Here is a 16,267-nt window from a genome sequence, read left to right as displayed (position 1 = left end):
GGAGCTGCGCGGGTGCCGCGGTCAGTCGAGCAGGCCGGCGCGGTGGGCGAGGATCGCCGCCTGCACCCGGTTGGCGAGGCCCAGCTTGGCGAGGATCCGGCTGACGTGGGTCTTCGCCGTCGCCTCGCTCATGTAGAGCGTGGCGGCGATCTCGGTGTTCGACAGGCCGCCGCCGACGGCGACCAACACCTCTCGTTCCTTGCCGGTGAGCACGGTGAGCCGCTGCTCGGCGTCGCTGCGCCGCTGCGGTGCCGGCCCGGCGAACGTCCGCAGCAGCCTGCGGGTGACGCGCGGGGAGATCATCGCGTCGCCGCGCGCCGCACCGCGTACCGCGGCGAGCATGTCGCCGGCCGACGCGTCCTTCAGCAGGAACCCGACGGCGCCGTTGCGGAGCGCGGTGTGCACGTACTCGTCGAGGTCGAACGTGGTGAGCACGACGACGTGTGGTGGCGGGTCGAGTCGGGCCATCCGCTCGGTCGCGGTCAGCCCGTCGCCGCGTGGCATCCGGATGTCCATGAGCACGACGTCGGGTCGCAGCGTGCGGGCGACGTCGACGGCCTCGACGCCGTCGGACGCCTCGCCCGTCACCGTGATGTCGGGTGCGGCCTGCAGGATGGTGCGCAGCATCGAACGCACCATCCACTCGTCGTCGACGATCAGCGTTCTGATCGCAGCGGTGGACGTGGTCATCGCTGCTCGCTTCGGAAGGTCGGCACCTCGGCGGTGACCTCGAAGCCGCCGTCGGGGGTGGGGCCGGCGGTGAACGCGCCGCCGACGAGCCGCACCCGCTCGGCGAGCCCGAGCAACCCGTGGCCGCCGACGGGCAGCGGCGCGTTCGTGACCGGCCGCCCCCGGCCGTTGCGGACCGACAGCCGCAGCAGTCGCGCGGTCTGCTGGATCCGTACGCGGGTGGGTGCCCCCGGCGCATGTTTGTGCACGTTGGTCAGCGCCTCCTGGACGAACCGGTAGGCTGTGTGTTCCACAAGCAGCGGGGGCCGCCGCCCGGCCGGGTTCGTCACGTCGAGGGTCACGGGGATGCCGACGCGCCGGGACTCCTCGATCAGGACGTCCAGGTCGGCGAGCCCCGGCTGCGGGGTGAGCGGGAGGTCGTCGTCGTGGCGCAGGACCGCCACCAGGGCGCGGAGTTCGGCGAGCGCCTCGCGGCCGGTCGCGCCGATCTGTCGTGCGATGGTGACCGCGTCCTCGCCGCTGGTGGCCTCCAGGGCCGTGGCCTGCAGCACCATCAACGAGACCCGGTGGGTGACCACGTCGTGCATGTCTCGGGCGATCTGAGCCCGTTCGTCGCTTCGGGCCTGGGCGATGCGCTGCTGCTGCTCGCGTTCGACGCGCTGCGCCCGCTCCTGGATGCGTTGCATCAACTCGTGGCGGGTGCCGACGTACAGGCCCAGGAGCACCGGCGCGACGCACACCGCCATGCTGATCGGGATAGCGCCGTCGGCGCCGGCGAACCGCCAGATCGGCACGGCCACCACGACGGTGGACGCCAGCGTGGCGGCGGCGACCCTGGGCCACGCGGTGCTGCGCTCACCCAGCGTGTAGAGGGCGACCACGACGGCCGTGTGGGCCGACACGAGAGCGTTCGCCAGCAGTGATCCCGCCAGCAGGGTCACCGGCAGCCTGCGCCGCCACCTGGTCAGCAGCCCCACTGCCGCCGCGAGGGGGACGCCGAGCCACGGCGGCGGGACGCGGTCGTCGAGTCCGGAGAGCGTCGGACCGAAGAAGTCGTTGGTGCCGAACCCACCGGTCGCCGTGAACACCGCAACGAGCAGCGCCATTGCCGTATCGCTCACGGGGCGGCGGCGGTACCAGGGCGTCGCCGGGTGCGGGTCGCGCGTTCTCATCGTGCTCACAGGCTAGGCGCCGGCACCGGTGTGCGCGTCGGCGGAAAGTTGTACGCCGCGGCGGCGAAACACCGCCGATCCAATGACCGGCTTTCCCGGATCGGCCGACGCCGCGGCACGGCACCGTTGGCAACGCTGGTCGCATGGTCATCCAGGAACGGCTGCGCCGATGGTCCGGCCCCGGAAGTCTGCAGTTCGCCTTCGGGATCTTCGCACTCGTCGCGGGGGCGCTGATCGCGCTGCGGCAGGATGCTGATCACCCCCTGTTCCAGAGCGCCGGGACGGTGGGATACGCGGTCGCCGTGGTGCTCTCCTTCGGCAGCTGGTTCGCGTTGCGCCGCGCCGCGACCGCCGTGCGCGCTCGGCGGCTGCTGATCGTCTTCCACCTGCTCTTCATCCCCGCGCAGTTCCTGTTCCTGCTCGCCCACCAGTTGCCGTGGCTGGGCATGCTGCTGTCGACGATGATCACGATCGGGCTGAAACCGCGCTTCCCGCGGCTCGGGCGGACGTCTCGCAAGGTGTGGCTGACGCTGCACATCGGCATCGGCGTGGGTTGGTTGGGCGTCTCTCTCGGGATGCTCGCCCTGTCCGTCGTGGGGGTGAGCACGGACCGGCACGAGGTGCGGCATGGCGCCTACGTGCTGATGGACACGTTCAACGTCGCCCTGGCGATCCCGAGCGTCTTCCTGGCGATCATCACCGGCGCGGTGGTGTCGCTCGGCACGCCCTGGGGGCTGATCAAGCACCGGTGGGTCCTGGCCAAGCTGATCATCGCGCTCAGCCTTCCGGTCCTCGCCACGTTCGAGGGCCCGTGGATCGACGAACTGGCGGCGCGCACCGAGGAGCCCGCCGCCGAGCCCGGCCGGACCGGGATCCTGCTGGTCGCCGCCATGGCGCTGTTCCTCGCCCTGCTGTGGGCCGCGACAGCCCTGTCCGTCTTCAAGCCCGGCGGCAGGACGCGCTGGGGGCGCCGGTGGAGCTCCCGACGTGCCGTCGTCGCCAGCTCAACCGGCGGCGCGGGGCTGGTCGATGACCCACCGCCAGGTGCCGTCGCGGCGGCGGCGGGCCACCTCGACGGTGAGGCCGCCGCCGTCGAGCCGGGTGGAGGTCAACGCCAGGTCCCCGGCGCGCAGGGTCGGGCGCGGCTCGCCGGGGGTGAAGGTGGGCCGGTCGGCCAGCAGTGCCGTGAACGCGGCGCGGATGGCCTGCGTGCCGGTGGCCGGGCCGGCGGGGGTGGCCAGCACCGCGTCGGGCTCGTAGAGGGCGAGCAGGCCGTCGACGTCACCGGCGTTGGCGCGGGCGACGAAGAGCCGGCCGAGGTCCTCGGGGGTGGTCGCGGGTTCGGGATGCTTCGCGGACTCGGGCATCTGTCACACCTTTACAGCTCAGCGTGATCGTCCTGCGGGGGTACGACATCCGCCGGGGAACGGGGCGCTGGTAGCGTTGACCATGCCGGTACCACCCACGTGGGAGAGACCGCCCAGCAGCATCCCGGGCGGCGCCGAAGGGGCAAATCCTCCCCGGAACCTCTCAGGCAAAAGGACCTCGTGGGCAGGCACTGTGGAGCGCTGCGCGGCGCGACAGAGGGGGAGGCCGACCTGTCGACCTCGCCTCAGGGGAGCGCCGCCCATGACCGCAGAGCAGTTCGCCGCCCGCCACATCGGTCCCGAACCGGCCGACGAGCGCCGGATGCTGGAGGCCGTCGGCTACGGCTCGATCGACGAGCTGATGGACGCGGCGATCCCCGAGGTGATCCGCTGGCACGGCACCCTGGACCTGCCGGAGCCGGCCACCGAGCACGACGCCCTCGCCGAGCTGCGGGCCCTCGCCGCCCGCAACACGGTGGCCGTGTCCATGATCGGTCTGGGCTACCACGGCACGCACACCCCGGCGGTGATCCGCCGCAACGTGCTGGAGAACCCGGCCTGGTACACGGCGTACACGCCGTACCAGCCGGAGATCAGCCAGGGGCGGCTGGAGGCGCTGCTGAACTTCCAGACGATGGTCACCGACCTGACCGGGCTGGCCACCGCGAACGCCTCGATGCTCGACGAGGGCACCGCGGCGGCCGAGGCGATGACCCTCGCCCGCCGCGCGTCGAAGAGCAGGAGCCCGGTGTACGTCGTCGACGCCGACACGCTGCCGCAGACCATCGCGGTGATCACCAGCCGGGCCGAGCCGCTCGGCATCGACGTGCGGGTCGTCGACGTCGAGCGCGACGAGCTGCCGGCGGAGTTCTTCGGCCTGCACCTGCAGTACCCGGGGGCGTCGGGGGCGGTGCGCGACCACACCGGCCTGGTCGAGGCGGCGCACGCCGTGGGGGCGCTGGTGACCGTGGCGGCGGATCTGCTGGCCCTGACGCTGCTGCGCCCGCCGGGGGAGATCGGCGTGGACATCGCCGCCGGCACCACGCAGCGCTTCGGCGTGCCGATGGGCTTCGGCGGGCCGCACGCCGGCTACCTGGCGGTGCGCTCGGGGCTGGAGCGGATGCTGCCCGGCCGTCTCGTGGGGGTGTCCCGCGACGCCGACGGCAACCCGGCGTACCGGCTGGCGTTGCAGACCCGCGAGCAGCACATCCGCCGGGAGAAGGCGACCAGCAACATCTGCACCGCCCAGGTGCTGCTCGCGGTGATGGCCGGCATGTACGCCGTGTACCACGGGCCCGACGGGCTGCGCGCCATCGCGACGCGTACCCACGAGATGGCGGCGCGGCTCGCGGCCGGGCTGCGCGCCGGCGGGGTGGGCGTGGCGGACGTCGCGTTCTTCGACACCGTCACCGCGACGGTGCCCGGCCGGGCCGCCGAGGTGGTGGCGTCCGCCGCGCGGCGGGGGGTGAACCTGCGGCTGGTCGACGCCGACCGGGTGGGGATCTCCTGCGACGAGACGACCACGCCGGCGCACCTGGCGGCCGTGTGGGCCGCGTTCGGCGTGGACGCCGTCGGCGGCGACGTGGACGTGGCGTTGCCCACCGACCTGGCCCGCACGTCGGACTTCCTGACCCACCCGGTGTTCCGCAGCCACCACTCGGAGACGGCGATGCTGCGCTACCTGCGGCGGCTGTCGGACTTCGACTACGCCCTGGACCGGGGGATGATCCCGCTCGGGTCGTGCACGATGAAGCTCAACGCCACCACCGAGATGGAGCCGGTGAGCTGGGCTGAGTTCGCTCACATCCACCCGTTCGCGCCGCGGGCGCAGACCGCCGGCTACCGGGAGATGATCTCCCAGCTGGAGGCGTGGCTGGCGGAGGTGACCGGTTACGACGCGGTCAGCGTGCAGCCCAACGCCGGCTCGCAGGGCGAGCTGGCCGGTCTGTTGGCCATCCGGGCGTACCACCGCGGTCGCGGCGAGGGGCACCGGGACGTGTGCCTGATCCCGTCGTCGGCGCACGGCACGAACGCGGCCAGCGCGGTGATGGCCGGCATGCGGGTCGTCGTGGTGGGCTGCGACGTCGACGGCAACGTCGACCTCGTCGACCTCGACGCGAAGATCGACAAGCACCGCGACGCCCTCGCGGCGATCATGGTGACCTACCCGTCGACGCACGGGGTGTACGAGACGGGCATCGCGCAACTGTGCGCGAAGGTCCACGAGGCCGGCGGTCAGGTGTACGTCGACGGGGCGAACCTCAACGCGCTGGTCGGGTTCGCCAAGCCGGGCAGGTTCGGGGCGGACGTGTCGCACCTGAACCTGCACAAGACGTTCTGCATCCCGCACGGCGGCGGCGGGCCGGGTGTCGGGCCGGTGGCGGTGCGGGCGCATCTGGCGCCGTTCCTGCCCGGCGATCCGCTCGGCGCGCACGTCGACGGCAGGCCGGCCATCTCGGCGGCCCCGTACGGGTCGGCGGGGATCCTGCCGATCCCGTGGGCGTACCTGCGGATGATGGGGGCGGCGGGGTTGGCCCGGGCGACCGGGGTGGCGGTGCTCGCGGCAAACTACGTGGCGGCGCGGCTGCGCGCCCACTATCCGGTGCTGTACGCCGGCAACAAGGGCCTGGTGGCGCACGAGTGCATCCTGGACCTGCGGCCCCTGACGAAGGCGATCGGGGTGAGCGTGGACGACGTGGCGAAGCGGCTGATCGACTACGGCTTCCACGCGCCGACGATGTCGTTCCCGGTGGCGGGGACGCTGATGGTGGAGCCGACCGAGAGCGAGGACCTGGCCGAGCTGGACCGGTTCTGCGACGCGATGATCGCCATCCGGGCGGAGATCGACAAGGTGGGCTCCGGGGAGTGGCCGGCCGGCGACAATCCTCTGGCCAACGCGCCGCACACGGCGGCGATGGTGTCCGGGGACGAGTGGCCGCACCCGTACCCGCGGTCGGTGGGGGCGTACCCGGGCGGGGTGGACCGGGCCGGGAAGTACTGGCCGCCGGTGCGGCGCATCGACGGCGCGTACGGCGACCGGAACCTGGTGTGTTCCTGCCCGGCGCCGGAGGCGTTCGAGAGCTGATATCGCGTCACGCCGGGGCGGTCGTGGTGCCGCCCCGGCGGGTGCGCCGACCTGGGCGGCGGGTGTCCCGAACCGGGGGACTAGCCTGGGTCGACGCCAAAATGGTGCGTGACGGAGCGTGACAGGTTAGGCGACGAGGGCGTGTCGGGCCGGGCCGCGGTGCGGGGCGATGGTCCTGCCGTCGGGGAGCAGTTCGCCGGTGTCCTCGAAGACGATGACACCGTTGCAGAGCAGGCTCCAGCCCTGCTCAGGGAAGCAGGCGATGACCCGGGCGGCTTCCCGGTCGGTCGCTTCGGCGGAGGGGCAGGTGGGTTGGTGCTGGCACATCGGGATCTCCGGACTGTGGGGGCACTGTGTCATGGTTCACATGACCAGTGACGCACAGTACCAAGCGAAAGTGGCCGGCATCGAGCAGGTATGCGCGTGGTTTTCGGGAAATCCACTGAACGGATGAGGCAGAATGGGCCGGACGGCGTGGAAACGCTCCCACGGACGATTGCGGTCGATGTGCCGGCGGCACCGGCCGCGTGCCGCCGCACCCTCGTCGAGCGGGCCCGCTGGCAGTGGCGCCCCGTCGACGGCGGCGACCCGGCGGCGCTGGCACAGGAGTTCCTGGCCGCGCACGGCCTGCCTCTGCACGACCTGGCGCGCCCCGCCACCGGCCACGACCCCGCCGGCGCCTGCGGGGCGGCCCTCTACGTCTCCGCCGCCGCCGGCGCCGCCCTGCTCGGCGCGCCGCCCGGGGCGGCCAACCCGGTCCCGGCGCTGCCGGAGGTCGCCGTGGTCGTCTACGGCCACGGTCCGGCCGGCGCGCCGCCCGCCTCGCCCGTCCGGTGGCGGCTGGGCGGGTGGGCGGAGAGCTGGACCCCCCGCCAGCACGCCGACGCCGTGACCGCCGTCCGCGCCGCCATCGGCCGCGGCGACGTCTACCAGGTCAACCTCGTCGGGCACGCCGCCGCCCCGTACACCGGCGACCCGCTGCCCGCCCTGGGCCGGCTGGCCGCGCTGCCCGGCGCCCGCTACGGCGGCACCCTGATCGGGCCGGGCTGGGCGATCGGCTGCGCGAGCCCGGAGACGCTGGTCGAGCTGGCCGACGGGCGGCTGGTCACCCGGCCGATCAAGGGCACCCGGCCGGCCACCGCCGCCGGCCGCGCCGAGCTGCTGGCCTCGGCGAAGGAACGCGCCGAGCACGTCATGATCGTCGACCTCGAGCGCAACGACCTGGCCCGGATCGCCCGCACCGGCAGCGTGCGGGTTGACGAGCTGTTCGCCGTACGCCGCTGGTGCGACCTGTGGCAGGCCGAGTCGACCGTTTCGGCGGCGCCCGCCGACGGGCTCGGCCTGGCCGACCTGCTGCGCGCGGTCTGCCCGGGCGGCTCGGTCACCGGCGCTCCGAAGCTCGCCGCGCTGGAGCACATCGCCGCCCTCGAGCCGGTCGGGCGGGGCGCGAGCATGGGCGCCCTCGGCTGGGTCGCCCCGGGGCGCATCGACCTGGGGCTGACCATCCGCACCGCCGCCGTGGACGCCGACCGCGTGCACGTCTGGGCCGGTGGGGGCATCACCTGGGGCAGCGACCCCGACGCCGAGGTCGCCGAGGCCGCCGCGAAGACCGGCCCCGTGCGCGCGGCGCTCGCCGGCGGGCGCTGACCCGCGCTCGCCGGCGGGCACCCCGCTGCCCCGTGCGGACGGGGCCGCGGGCGGATCTCCTACAGTCGGTGATCGTGCTCTACGGCAGATCCGCGGAAATCAGCGCGCTCGACGAGGTGATCACCCGGGCCCGCGACGGCCGCGGCGGCGCGGTGGTGTTGCGGGGCGAGGCGGGCGTGGGCAAGACGGCCCTGCTCGACGCGGCGGCCGCCCGAGGCGGCACGATGCGCGTGCTGCGCACCACCGGCGTCGAGGCCGAGGCCGACCTCGCGTTCGCAGCGCTGCACCAGGTGCTGTGGCCGGTGACCGGCTCGCTCGACGCGCTGCCCGAACCGCAGCGCGACGCGGTGCGCGCGGCACTGGGGCTCGCCGCGGACACCGCCGGCGACCGGTACCTGCTGGGCGCCGGCGTGCTCTCGCTGCTGGCCGAGGCCGCCGCGCCGGACGGGCTGGTCTGCGTCATCGACGACTTCCAGTGGGTCGACCGGGCCTCGGCCGACGCGCTGCTGTTCGCCGCCAGGCGGCTGGGGACCGAAAACATCGCGATGCTGTTCGCCGTGCGCGGCGACGCTCCGGTCAAGGGCGTGCCCCGGACGGTGCAGGTGAACGGCCTGCCCGCAGCCGCGGCGGCCGAGATGCTGGCGTCGCGCAGCGGTGTACGGCCCGCTGTGGCGCGGGAACTCGTCACGCTGACCCGCGCGAACCCGCTCGCCCTGGGCGAGATCGCCGCCCGCCTGACACCCGCGCAGCTCGCCGGGCGCGAGCCGCTGCCCGACCCGCTGCCCGGTGGTGCCCGGCTGTTCGGCGATCAGGTGGCCGCGTTGCCCGCCGCCGCCCGGCTGCTCGCGCTGGTCGCCGCCGTGGAGGCCGGCCTCGACCTGGTCCTGCGCGCCACCGACCGGTTGTCCGCCGAGCGGGCGACACCCTCCGGCGAGGACCCGGGGACCTGGCCGGGGCGGACGGCGCTGGCCGAGCTGGAGGAGTCCGGCCTGGCCGAGCTCTCGGGCACGCGCGTGCGCTTCCGCCATCCGCTCATCCGCTCGGCGGTGTACGAGGCGGCCACCCCCGCCGAGATCCGCCGGGTGCATGCCGTGCTCGCGGAGCTCACCGAGGGTGACCGTCGCGCCTGGCACCTGGCCGGCGCCGCCATGGGCCGGGACGAGCGGGTCGCCGCCGAGCTGGTGGCCGCCGCCCAGCGGGCGCGCGAGCGCGGTGGGTACGGCACCGCCGCCACCGCGCTGGCCCGGGCCGCCGAGCTGACCCCCGAGCCGCCCGCCCGAGCCGCCCGCCTGAAGGACGCCGCCGTCGCGGCCTGGCTCGGTGGCCGCCCGGGGCAGGCGGAGTCGCTGCTGGCCGAGGCCCGCGACCACGCCGGCGCGGACGCCCGCCTCGCCATGGAGATCGCCCAGCTCCGCGGCCGCTTCGAGCTGAACTCCGGCAACGCCGCCGAGGCCGTGCGGATCCTGGCGGCGGGCGACACCCTGGAGATGCTGGCCGACGCCGCGGAGGCCGCCTCGTACGTCGGCGACACGACGGCCGTCATCGCGCTCGGGCGCAGGGCGGCAGCGCACCCGGAGGGATTCCTGCGGGACACGGTGGCCGGAATCGGCCTGACGCTGGACGGCGACGCTGCCGGGCCGGGCCTGCTGCGGCGGGCGCTGACGCGGGTCGGCGAGCTCACAGAGGCGGCGGAGTACCTGTGGGCGGCGGCCGCGGCCAGCCAACTGGGCGAGTCGGATCAGGCGACCGAGATGGCCGAGCGGGCCGGACGGGTGGCCAGGGTGTCGGGGATGACCGGACAGCTGCCGGTCGTGCTGGAGTTCGTGGCGACAGCCGATCGCCTCGCCGGGCGGTTGGCGGACAGCCAGGCCGTCTCCGAGGAGGGCCTGGAACTGGCCCGCGAGGCCGGCTACGAGAACACCGTCGCCGCGCACCTGGCCAACCTCGCGGTGCTGGCGGCGCTGCGGGGCGAGGAGGAGACCTGCGAACGGCGGGCCCGCGAGGCGCTGGCCATCGCCGTGCCGCATCGGGTGGGTCTGCGGGCGGGGGTCGCCGCGTACGCGCTGGCGCTGCTCGACCTGGGCCTGGGGCGTTACGCGGCGGCGCACGACCGGTTCACGGCCATCGCCGCGGCGGGACCGGGTGCCGGGCATCCCAGCGTGGCGTGGCGGACGGCGCCGGAGCGCGTGGAGGCCGCCGTGGGCGCGGGTGACGAGGTGGGTGCGCGGGCGGCGCTGGAGGCGTACGAGCGGTGGTCGGCGCACGCCACCACACCCGAGTCGCGCGCCCTGCTGGCCCGCTGTCGGGGCCTGGCCGAGTCGAGCGAGGACGCCCTCGGCGAGGCGTTGCGGCTGCACACCAACGCGTTCGAGGCGGCCAGGACGGCCCTGCTGCTGGGTGAGCGCCTGCGCCGCGCGCAGCGGCCGGGCGAGGCGCGGGCGCATCTGCGGGCGGCGTGGGAGACGTTCGAGCGGGCGGGCGCGCGGCCGTGGGCGAGGCGCGCGCAGGGTGAGCTGCGGGCGGCGGGCGAGAGCGGGCAGGCCCCACCCTCGGCGGTGCTCGACGCGCTGACCCCGCAGGAGTTGCGCATCGCGGGCCTGGTGGCCGACGGGTTGTCGAGCAAGCAGATCGCCGCCCAGCTCTTCCTGAGCCCGCGCACGGTCGAGTACCACCTGTACAAGATCTATCCGAAGCTGGGCATCGGATCGCGTACGGAACTGGCGCGGCTGGTAGTTCTACGGAAGGCACCGGTGGCGCAAGCGGACATGCTTTGAGGCATGCATGACGTGAACATCTGGAGTGAAGAGTTCGGGGCCGTCACGGACGCGCCGATCCTGTTGATCATGGGTTCGATGTCGCAGGGGGTCCTGTGGCCGGACGAGTTCGTCGGCCGCCTCGTCGCCGGCGGCCGACGGGTGATCCGGTACGACCACCGCGACACCGGCATGTCGGGCACGGTCGACTTCGCGACGCAGCCCTACACGTGGGACGACATCAAGAACGACGTGTACCGCGTGCTGGACGCCCACGGCCTGGAGAGCGCGCACGTGGTCGGCCACTCTGCGGGCGGCCTGCTCGGCCAGTACGTCGCGGTGGAGCGGCCGGAGCGGGTGCGCTCGCTGACCGTCATCGGCTCCTCCCCGCTCGGCGGCGGCGAGGGTCAGGTGATCATGCGGGCGCTGCTGGGGCAGCCGCAGTCCGAGGGGAGCCTGCCCGAGCCGGCGCCGGAGTTCGTGGCCTTCTACCGCGCGCTGATGGCCGCCCCACCGGCGCAGGACCGGCGCGCCCGGATCGAGAGCATGATCGCCGAGCAGCGCCTGCTGCACGGCACCGGGCTGCCGTTCGACGAGGACGCGGCGCGTCGGCTGCAGGAACGGATCTACGACCGGGCCGGTGACCTGTCGGCGGTGGCCAACCACCGGCTGGCCGCGGCGGCCAAGCCGGACTTCGAGCCGGTGGGCGTGCTGCACCAGGTGAAGGCGCCCACGCTGGTCATCGAGGGCAGCCACGAGCCGGTCAAGCCGGGCCACGGCGCGGTCATCGCCGAGCAGATCCCGGGGGCGCGGCTGATGATCGTGGCGGGCATGGGCCACACGTTGCCGCCGGAGGTGCACGAGGAACTGGCCACCGCCATCCTCGCGCACACGGCCGGGTGACGCCTGCCCGGACGGGGTGCGGGCGCGATGCGCTCGCACCCCGCGCCCGGTCCCGGTCACGGTCGAGGGCGGTCCGGCCGAGTCGTTAGGGAGAGACTCCGGCGCGACCGCCCTCGACCGTACGGGTGCCCTGCGTTCGCCCGTCGGACGGTTGGGTCGCATCGCGTTCCTGCTGCTCGCGCTGTTCGCCGAGATGGCACGCCCGCACTGCCGAACGCACCGCGAACGCCCGGCGTCGTCGCCGAGGCCAAGGGCCGCCCCGTCGCCCACTGCGCCGACAACATCGAGTACGCGCGCCTACTCAAGGGTCGAGGCACCGGTCTCGCGCGATCTCTGCCGAGACCGGCATCCCGAGAACCTCGCCGCACCGCTACCTCGCAGACGACACGGCGGCGACCGTGCAGAGCTGAGCAGCCTGCGTCATACGTCGGATGACCGTTTCCTGCGTCTATCTGACATCGAGGGCCAACTTCCCGACGTAGTGATCGTTCAGAGCGCGATGCGCATCCGCGACTCGCTCCAGCGGGAACGTCCGGGCGACGTGGACCTCGAAGGAGCTCGCCTCGATGATCGCGTTCAGCCGATCGGTGGCGGTGCGGCTTCGGTCCCCGTCGAAGGAGGACACCGTCGCGCCCAGCGACGTTGCGGGCACGGGCAGGACACCGTTCGGCCAGGCGATCCGTCCCGAGTTCTTGATCGCGCGGAGCGACCGTTCGGCAGTCTCGCCTCCCACGGTGACCAGAGCCGCATCAAGCCCGCCCGGTGCGAACTCGAGAGCCGCAGCCAACACGTCGTCTTTGCGACCGTCGACGGCGTCGTCGGCGCCCAGCCGCCGGGCCAGGGCGACACCGTCGTCGCCGGAGGCCACGGCCAACACCCGGATGCCGCTGTGCCGCGCCAGCTGCACGGCCAGGTGCCCGATGCCCCCACTTGCGCCGAAGACCATGAGCGTCTCGCCCGGCCGCAGGCCGAGCAGATCGACGCCGCTCAGCGCGGTCAGGGCATCCCAGGCCATCGCGCCGGCCTGTTCGGTCGGCATCCGCTCGGGCACGCGCGCCACGAACTCCGCCTCGACGACGCCGTACTCGGCGTAGAAGCCGCCCCGCGGTACCGGCATCGTCGCGGCGTTGACACGCTCGCCCACATCGAACCGGGTGACGTTGCGCCCGACCGCGGCCACCGTGCCTGCCGCGTCCCAGCCGAGGACGTAGGGGAGGTCGAGGCGACGCCGAAAGCGCCGTCGTAGTGGCCCTCCCGCTCGACCGCATCCCAGGACCCGACCGGTTCGCGACAGCCTTCACCTTCGCCCGTACGGCGGTCGGACGACTCACACCCGACGAGCAGGACCAGTTGACGGCGCTGCTGCGAAAAGCGCTGGGCTGACACCGGCACCCGGGGGGTGGGTGCCGCGCGCGCCGTCTGGAGCAACGGGCGCGCGCCGTCCGGAGCAACGGGCGCCCGCGCCCATCCGGTCCCCAGCGCTCTCACATCACGTCCTCGCGTTGGCTCCCGGCTAAAAGCCGCGGGCTGCCCTGTTCCTCGCCGTCATCCGACTCGTCGCCGGATCGGCGTACGGCGCACCGACAATATTTTTTGTCTTGACAGCTAGACTCGTCGGTGCGAGGCTTCTCGCAGCTCCTCCGCCGGGGGAGCGGCGAAGCGGCCCGCGCTCGCGTGCACGGAGTTACCCACCAGGGAGACAGCCATGGAGATCAGCGTCCACACCTTCGTCAGCCTCGACGGCGTCATGCAGGGCCCGGGCGGGGCCGAGGAGGACACCAGCGACGGCTTCACCCGCGGCGGCTGGCTCGTGCCGCACAGCCAGGCCGGGCAGCTCGACTGCGTCGACCGGTGGTTCCGGCAGGCCGACGCCTTCCTGCTCGGCCGCACCACCTTCGAGTTGATGCGCGGCTACTGGCCGCAGGTCACCGACCCCGACAACCTGGTGGCCACCGCCCTCAACACCTGGCCGAAGTACGTCGTCAGCAACACGCTCGCCGACGCCGCCGCCGCGTGGGGGAACACCACCGTGCTGCGCGGCGACGACATCGTCGCCCAGGTGCGCCGGCTCAAGGAGCGGCCGGGCGGCGAGTTGCAGGTGCACGGCAGCTGGCGGCTGGTGCGCACGCTGCACGACGCGGGGCTCGTCGACACCTACCGGCTGCTGCAGTTCCCGGTCGTCCTCGGCGAGGGCAAGCGCCTGTTCGCCGAGGGGGCCGCGCCGGCGTCGTACCGCATCACCGAGTCGGAGGTGGCCAGCGGCGGCGCGGGTGCGGTCGCGCTGACCCTGCGCCGGACCGGGCTCGGCACCACGACCTCCGGTGAGTTCGTGGTGCGCGACGGCCGCGAGGCCGTGGCGTGAGCGCGGCGGCGCCCGAGCGAGGTCCGCGCCGCCCGGCGCGCCGTCGTAGCGACACCATCCCCCGGCGGCCGCGACCACCGGGTCGTACTCGCCCCGACCTCCCGCCCGGCACCGACCCATGGCAGCCCTGACCCGGCCGCGACGAGGCGGGCGCGGCCGCGTCAGACCGAATAGCTGAGATCCTCGACGATCACGGATTCGGCGGTCACCCGTAGCCACACGGTCCCTCGGCTATCCGGGTCGTCATGGAGATATCGACGAAACCTCTCGTCCCAGCGGTTCTCGTCGGCACCGAGGTACCGGGCGAGTGTGCGTCCACCGCGCGGGACGTCGAACGGCAGGAGTTCTCCGCGTCCGCGGGCGATGACCTGCCCGACGACCCCGGTGGCCAGGTCGCACTCGCCGACGATCAGAGCGAGGCGCGGATCGGCGCGGACGCGGGTGAACAGCTTCGTCCACGGGCCGGTGAGGACCCAGAACGCGTGGTCCTGCCACAGATACCAGACCGGTCGCCCGGTCGGCCCTCTCGTCGCCACGCGGGCAACGAGAGGTCGGGCGAGGACGGCCGGTGAAGAAGGCCATGAGCTGACGCATCGCGCGCCTACGGGCCACCGAGGCCGACGGGGCGGGCAGGGGGACTCGTCCGGGCGTTGGTCCGCAGGGGCCAGCCGCCGACGGCGACGGCTGGCGTCGCGGGGCCGTCAGCGGCGGTCGGCGAAGCCGTCCAGCGCCGCCACGACCCGCTCGGCCATGCCGTGCCCGCTGCCGTGCCCGGCGCGGTCCAGCAGTTCCAGGCGCGCGTCCGGCCAGGACCGTGCCAGCAGCCACGGAATGTCGGGCGGGCTGCTGATGTCGAGGTTGCCGTGCAGCAGCACGCCGGGGATACCGGCCAGCCGCCCCGCGCCGCGCAGCAACTCGCCGTCGGGCAGGAAGCACGCGTGCCGCCAGTAGTGCGTGACCAGGCGGGCGAACACCATCCGGAACACCGGGTCGGCGTAGCGGGGATCGGGCCGGTGTCCGGGCACGGTGGCGACGTGGGTGTCCTCCCAGTCGCACCAGTCCCGCGCGGCCCGGTCCCGTACCGCCGGGTCCGGGTCGGCCAGCAGCCGGGCGTACGCGTCGGCCAGGTCGCCGTCGCGGTCGGCCGGCGGCACGCCGTCGCGGAAGCGGGACCACTCGGCGGGGAAGACCCGCCCCATGTCCCGGGTGATCCACTCGATCTCCCGCCGGGTGCCGGCCGTGACGCTGAACAGCACCAGCTCGCTGACCCGCCGCGGGTGCCGCTGGGCGTACGCCAGGCCGAGGGCGGACCCCCAGGAGGCGCCCAGCACCAGCCAGCGCTCCACCCCCAGGTGCTCGCGCAGCAGTTCGATGTCGGCGATCAGGTGGTCGGTCGTGTTGGTGGACAGGTCCACCGTCGGGTCCGCGGCGTGGGGGAGGCTGCGCCCGCAGCCGCGCTGGTCGAACAGGGTCACCCGGTAGCGGGCCGGGTCGAAGAGGGTCCGCCAACCGGACCCGCAGCCCGAGCCGGGCCCGCCGTGCAGCACCACCGCCGGCTTGCCGTCGGGGTTGCCGCAGGTCTCCCAGTACACGAGCTGGCCATCGCCCACGTCGAGCATCCCGTGCGCGTACGGCTCCGTCAGCGGGTTCCGCTGCGTCATCGCCTGTCCTCCCTCGTCCCGACCGATACAACAGCGCTGTTACATTAGCGGGGTGACTGACGGGCCGAACCGGGAGGCCGTGGGTACGCTGCTGCGGCACGTCCTCGACGTGCTCGACGGCGACGTGGCCGCGGTGTACGCCGAGCGGGGCCTGGCCGACTACCGGCCCCGGTTCTCCCCGCCGCTGCGGGTGCTGGTGGCCGACGGGCCGCTGTCCATCCGTGACCTGGCCCGCCGGGTCGGGGTCACCCACTCGGCGGCCAGCCAGACCGTGGCCCAGATGGCGCGCGCCGGCCTGGTGGAGCTCGCCCCGGGCGCGGACGCCCGGCAGCGCATCGTGCGCCTGAGCGACCGGGCCCGCGACCTGCTGCCGGTGATCGAGGCGGAGTGGGCGGCGACGACCGCCGCGATGCGCGGGCTGGACGCGGAGCTGTCCGTGCCGCTGGCCGACCTGCTGCACGAGGTCCTCGCCGCCGTGCGCCGACGCCCGATGCGGCAGCGCATCGCCGACGCGGGCCTGCCGCCACCCGCCTGAAGCGCGACCCGGAAAGCCCGGCGTCCCGTGTCGAGGCCGTCATTGCCTCGACCGGATCGTTGCGCCCGCGCGATAAACTTCGACGGCATTTC

At 74.0% G+C, this 16,267-nt stretch carries 15 protein-coding genes and 1 riboswitch; of the genes, 6 read left to right on the top strand and 9 right to left on the bottom strand.

Going from position 1 to position 16,267, the window contains the following annotated elements:
- Positions 1-21: 21 nt before the first annotated feature.
- The 5 genes from ACGF7U_RS18110 to ACGF7U_RS18090 all read right to left on the bottom strand — a co-directional run bounded on the left by ACGF7U_RS18110 (position 22) and on the right by ACGF7U_RS18090 (position 3,229).
- Positions 22-690: a response regulator gene (locus ACGF7U_RS18110; RefSeq protein ID WP_393107903.1), complete on the bottom strand. Its 669-nt coding sequence runs from the start codon at positions 688-690 to the stop codon at positions 22-24.
- Complete coding sequence (locus ACGF7U_RS18105; RefSeq protein ID WP_393107901.1) at positions 687-1,811, bottom strand: sensor histidine kinase; 1,125 nt, start codon at positions 1,809-1,811, stop codon at positions 687-689. The genes ACGF7U_RS18110 and ACGF7U_RS18105 overlap by 4 nt, the downstream gene beginning before the upstream one ends.
- A 56-nt stretch (positions 1,812-1,867) precedes the next feature.
- Positions 1,868-2,290: a hypothetical protein gene (locus ACGF7U_RS18100; protein ID WP_393107899.1), complete on the bottom strand. Its 423-nt coding sequence runs from the start codon at positions 2,288-2,290 to the stop codon at positions 1,868-1,870.
- A 206-nt stretch (positions 2,291-2,496) separates the two neighbouring features.
- A complete protein-coding gene (locus ACGF7U_RS18095; RefSeq protein ID WP_393107897.1) occupies positions 2,497-2,754 on the bottom strand; it encodes a hypothetical protein in 258 nt (85 codons plus the stop codon).
- A gap of 112 nt (positions 2,755-2,866) precedes the next feature.
- The gene (locus tag ACGF7U_RS18090; RefSeq protein ID WP_393107895.1) at positions 2,867-3,229 is read right to left on the bottom strand and encodes a YybH family protein; all 363 of its coding nucleotides are present in this window, start codon (positions 3,227-3,229) and stop codon (positions 2,867-2,869) included.
- A 90-nt stretch (positions 3,230-3,319) separates the two neighbouring features.
- A riboswitch (glycine riboswitch) is annotated at positions 3,320-3,418 on the top strand.
- Positions 3,419-3,491: 73 nt separating this feature from the next.
- Between ACGF7U_RS18090 and gcvP the strand changes: the two genes are divergently transcribed.
- Complete coding sequence (gcvP, locus tag ACGF7U_RS18085; RefSeq protein WP_393107893.1) at positions 3,492-6,314, top strand: aminomethyl-transferring glycine dehydrogenase; 2,823 nt, start codon at positions 3,492-3,494, stop codon at positions 6,312-6,314.
- 126 nt (positions 6,315-6,440) lie between these two features.
- On the opposite strand, the gene ACGF7U_RS18080 is transcribed toward gcvP, so the two are convergent.
- Positions 6,441-6,641, bottom strand: a complete 201-nt coding sequence (locus tag ACGF7U_RS18080) for a DUF5999 family protein (protein ID WP_088993863.1) — start codon at positions 6,639-6,641, stop codon at positions 6,441-6,443.
- A 123-nt stretch (positions 6,642-6,764) separates the two neighbouring features.
- On the opposite strand from ACGF7U_RS18080, the gene ACGF7U_RS18075 reads away from it, so the two are divergent.
- The 3 genes from ACGF7U_RS18075 to ACGF7U_RS18065 all read left to right on the top strand — a co-directional run bounded on the left by ACGF7U_RS18075 (position 6,765) and on the right by ACGF7U_RS18065 (position 11,617).
- Complete coding sequence (locus ACGF7U_RS18075; RefSeq protein ID WP_393107891.1) at positions 6,765-7,961, top strand: chorismate-binding protein; 1,197 nt, start codon at positions 6,765-6,767, stop codon at positions 7,959-7,961.
- A gap of 74 nt (positions 7,962-8,035) precedes the next feature.
- A complete protein-coding gene (locus tag ACGF7U_RS18070) occupies positions 8,036-10,735 on the top strand; it encodes an AAA family ATPase (protein WP_393107889.1) in 2,700 nt (899 codons plus the stop codon).
- A 3-nt stretch (positions 10,736-10,738) separates the two neighbouring features.
- Positions 10,739-11,617, top strand: coding sequence for an alpha/beta fold hydrolase (locus ACGF7U_RS18065; protein ID WP_393107887.1), 879 nt, complete (start codon positions 10,739-10,741; stop codon positions 11,615-11,617).
- A gap of 448 nt (positions 11,618-12,065) precedes the next feature.
- Here ACGF7U_RS18065 and ACGF7U_RS18060 read toward each other — a convergent pair whose 3' ends face one another.
- On the bottom strand, positions 12,066-12,797 hold the full coding sequence (locus ACGF7U_RS18060) for a zinc-binding alcohol dehydrogenase family protein (protein WP_393107885.1): 732 nt from the start codon (positions 12,795-12,797) through the stop codon (positions 12,066-12,068).
- Positions 12,798-13,322: 525 nt separating this feature from the next.
- Here ACGF7U_RS18060 and ACGF7U_RS18055 point away from each other — a divergent pair.
- The gene (locus ACGF7U_RS18055) at positions 13,323-13,979 is read left to right on the top strand and encodes a dihydrofolate reductase family protein (protein WP_393107883.1); all 657 of its coding nucleotides are present in this window, start codon (positions 13,323-13,325) and stop codon (positions 13,977-13,979) included.
- A 161-nt stretch (positions 13,980-14,140) separates the two neighbouring features.
- Here ACGF7U_RS18055 and ACGF7U_RS18050 read toward each other — a convergent pair whose 3' ends face one another.
- Positions 14,141-14,647, bottom strand: a complete 507-nt coding sequence (locus tag ACGF7U_RS18050; protein WP_393108006.1) for a pyridoxamine 5'-phosphate oxidase family protein — start codon at positions 14,645-14,647, stop codon at positions 14,141-14,143.
- 33 nt (positions 14,648-14,680) lie between these two features.
- Complete coding sequence (gene pip, locus ACGF7U_RS18045) at positions 14,681-15,640, bottom strand: prolyl aminopeptidase (protein ID WP_393107881.1); 960 nt, start codon at positions 15,638-15,640, stop codon at positions 14,681-14,683.
- A 52-nt stretch (positions 15,641-15,692) separates the two neighbouring features.
- Here pip and ACGF7U_RS18040 point away from each other — a divergent pair, with 52 nt between their 5' ends.
- Positions 15,693-16,175, top strand: a complete 483-nt coding sequence (locus ACGF7U_RS18040; RefSeq protein ID WP_393107879.1) for a MarR family winged helix-turn-helix transcriptional regulator — start codon at positions 15,693-15,695, stop codon at positions 16,173-16,175.
- Positions 16,176-16,267: the final 92 nt, after the last annotated feature.

The organism is Micromonospora sp. NPDC047670, from assembly GCF_043204915.1.
Lineage (GTDB): Bacteria > Actinomycetota > Actinomycetes > Mycobacteriales > Micromonosporaceae > Micromonospora.
The sequence above is the reverse complement of the archived record's forward strand: the minus strand, read 5'-3'. Positions and strand labels throughout refer to the sequence as shown.

Excerpts from the sequence above, each read along its gene's own strand:
- ACGF7U_RS18110 (WP_393107903.1), bottom strand. The coding sequence starts at position 690 with ATGACCACGTCCACCGCTGCGATCAGAACGCTGATCGTCGACGACGAG.
- ACGF7U_RS18095 (WP_393107897.1), bottom strand. The coding sequence starts at position 2,754 with ATGGCGGCGACCAGCAGGATCCCGGTCCGGCCGGGCTCGGCGGCGGGC.
- ACGF7U_RS18090 (WP_393107895.1), bottom strand. The coding sequence starts at position 3,229 with ATGCCCGAGTCCGCGAAGCATCCCGAACCCGCGACCACCCCCGAGGAC.
- gcvP (WP_393107893.1), top strand. The coding sequence starts at position 3,492 with ATGACCGCAGAGCAGTTCGCCGCCCGCCACATCGGTCCCGAACCGGCC.
- ACGF7U_RS18080 (WP_088993863.1), bottom strand. The coding sequence starts at position 6,641 with ATGTGCCAGCACCAACCCACCTGCCCCTCCGCCGAAGCGACCGACCGG.
- ACGF7U_RS18075 (WP_393107891.1), top strand. The coding sequence starts at position 6,765 with ATGAGGCAGAATGGGCCGGACGGCGTGGAAACGCTCCCACGGACGATT.
- ACGF7U_RS18065 (WP_393107887.1), top strand. The coding sequence starts at position 10,739 with ATGCATGACGTGAACATCTGGAGTGAAGAGTTCGGGGCCGTCACGGAC.
- ACGF7U_RS18055 (WP_393107883.1), top strand. The coding sequence starts at position 13,323 with ATGGAGATCAGCGTCCACACCTTCGTCAGCCTCGACGGCGTCATGCAG.
- pip (WP_393107881.1), bottom strand. The coding sequence starts at position 15,640 with ATGACGCAGCGGAACCCGCTGACGGAGCCGTACGCGCACGGGATGCTC.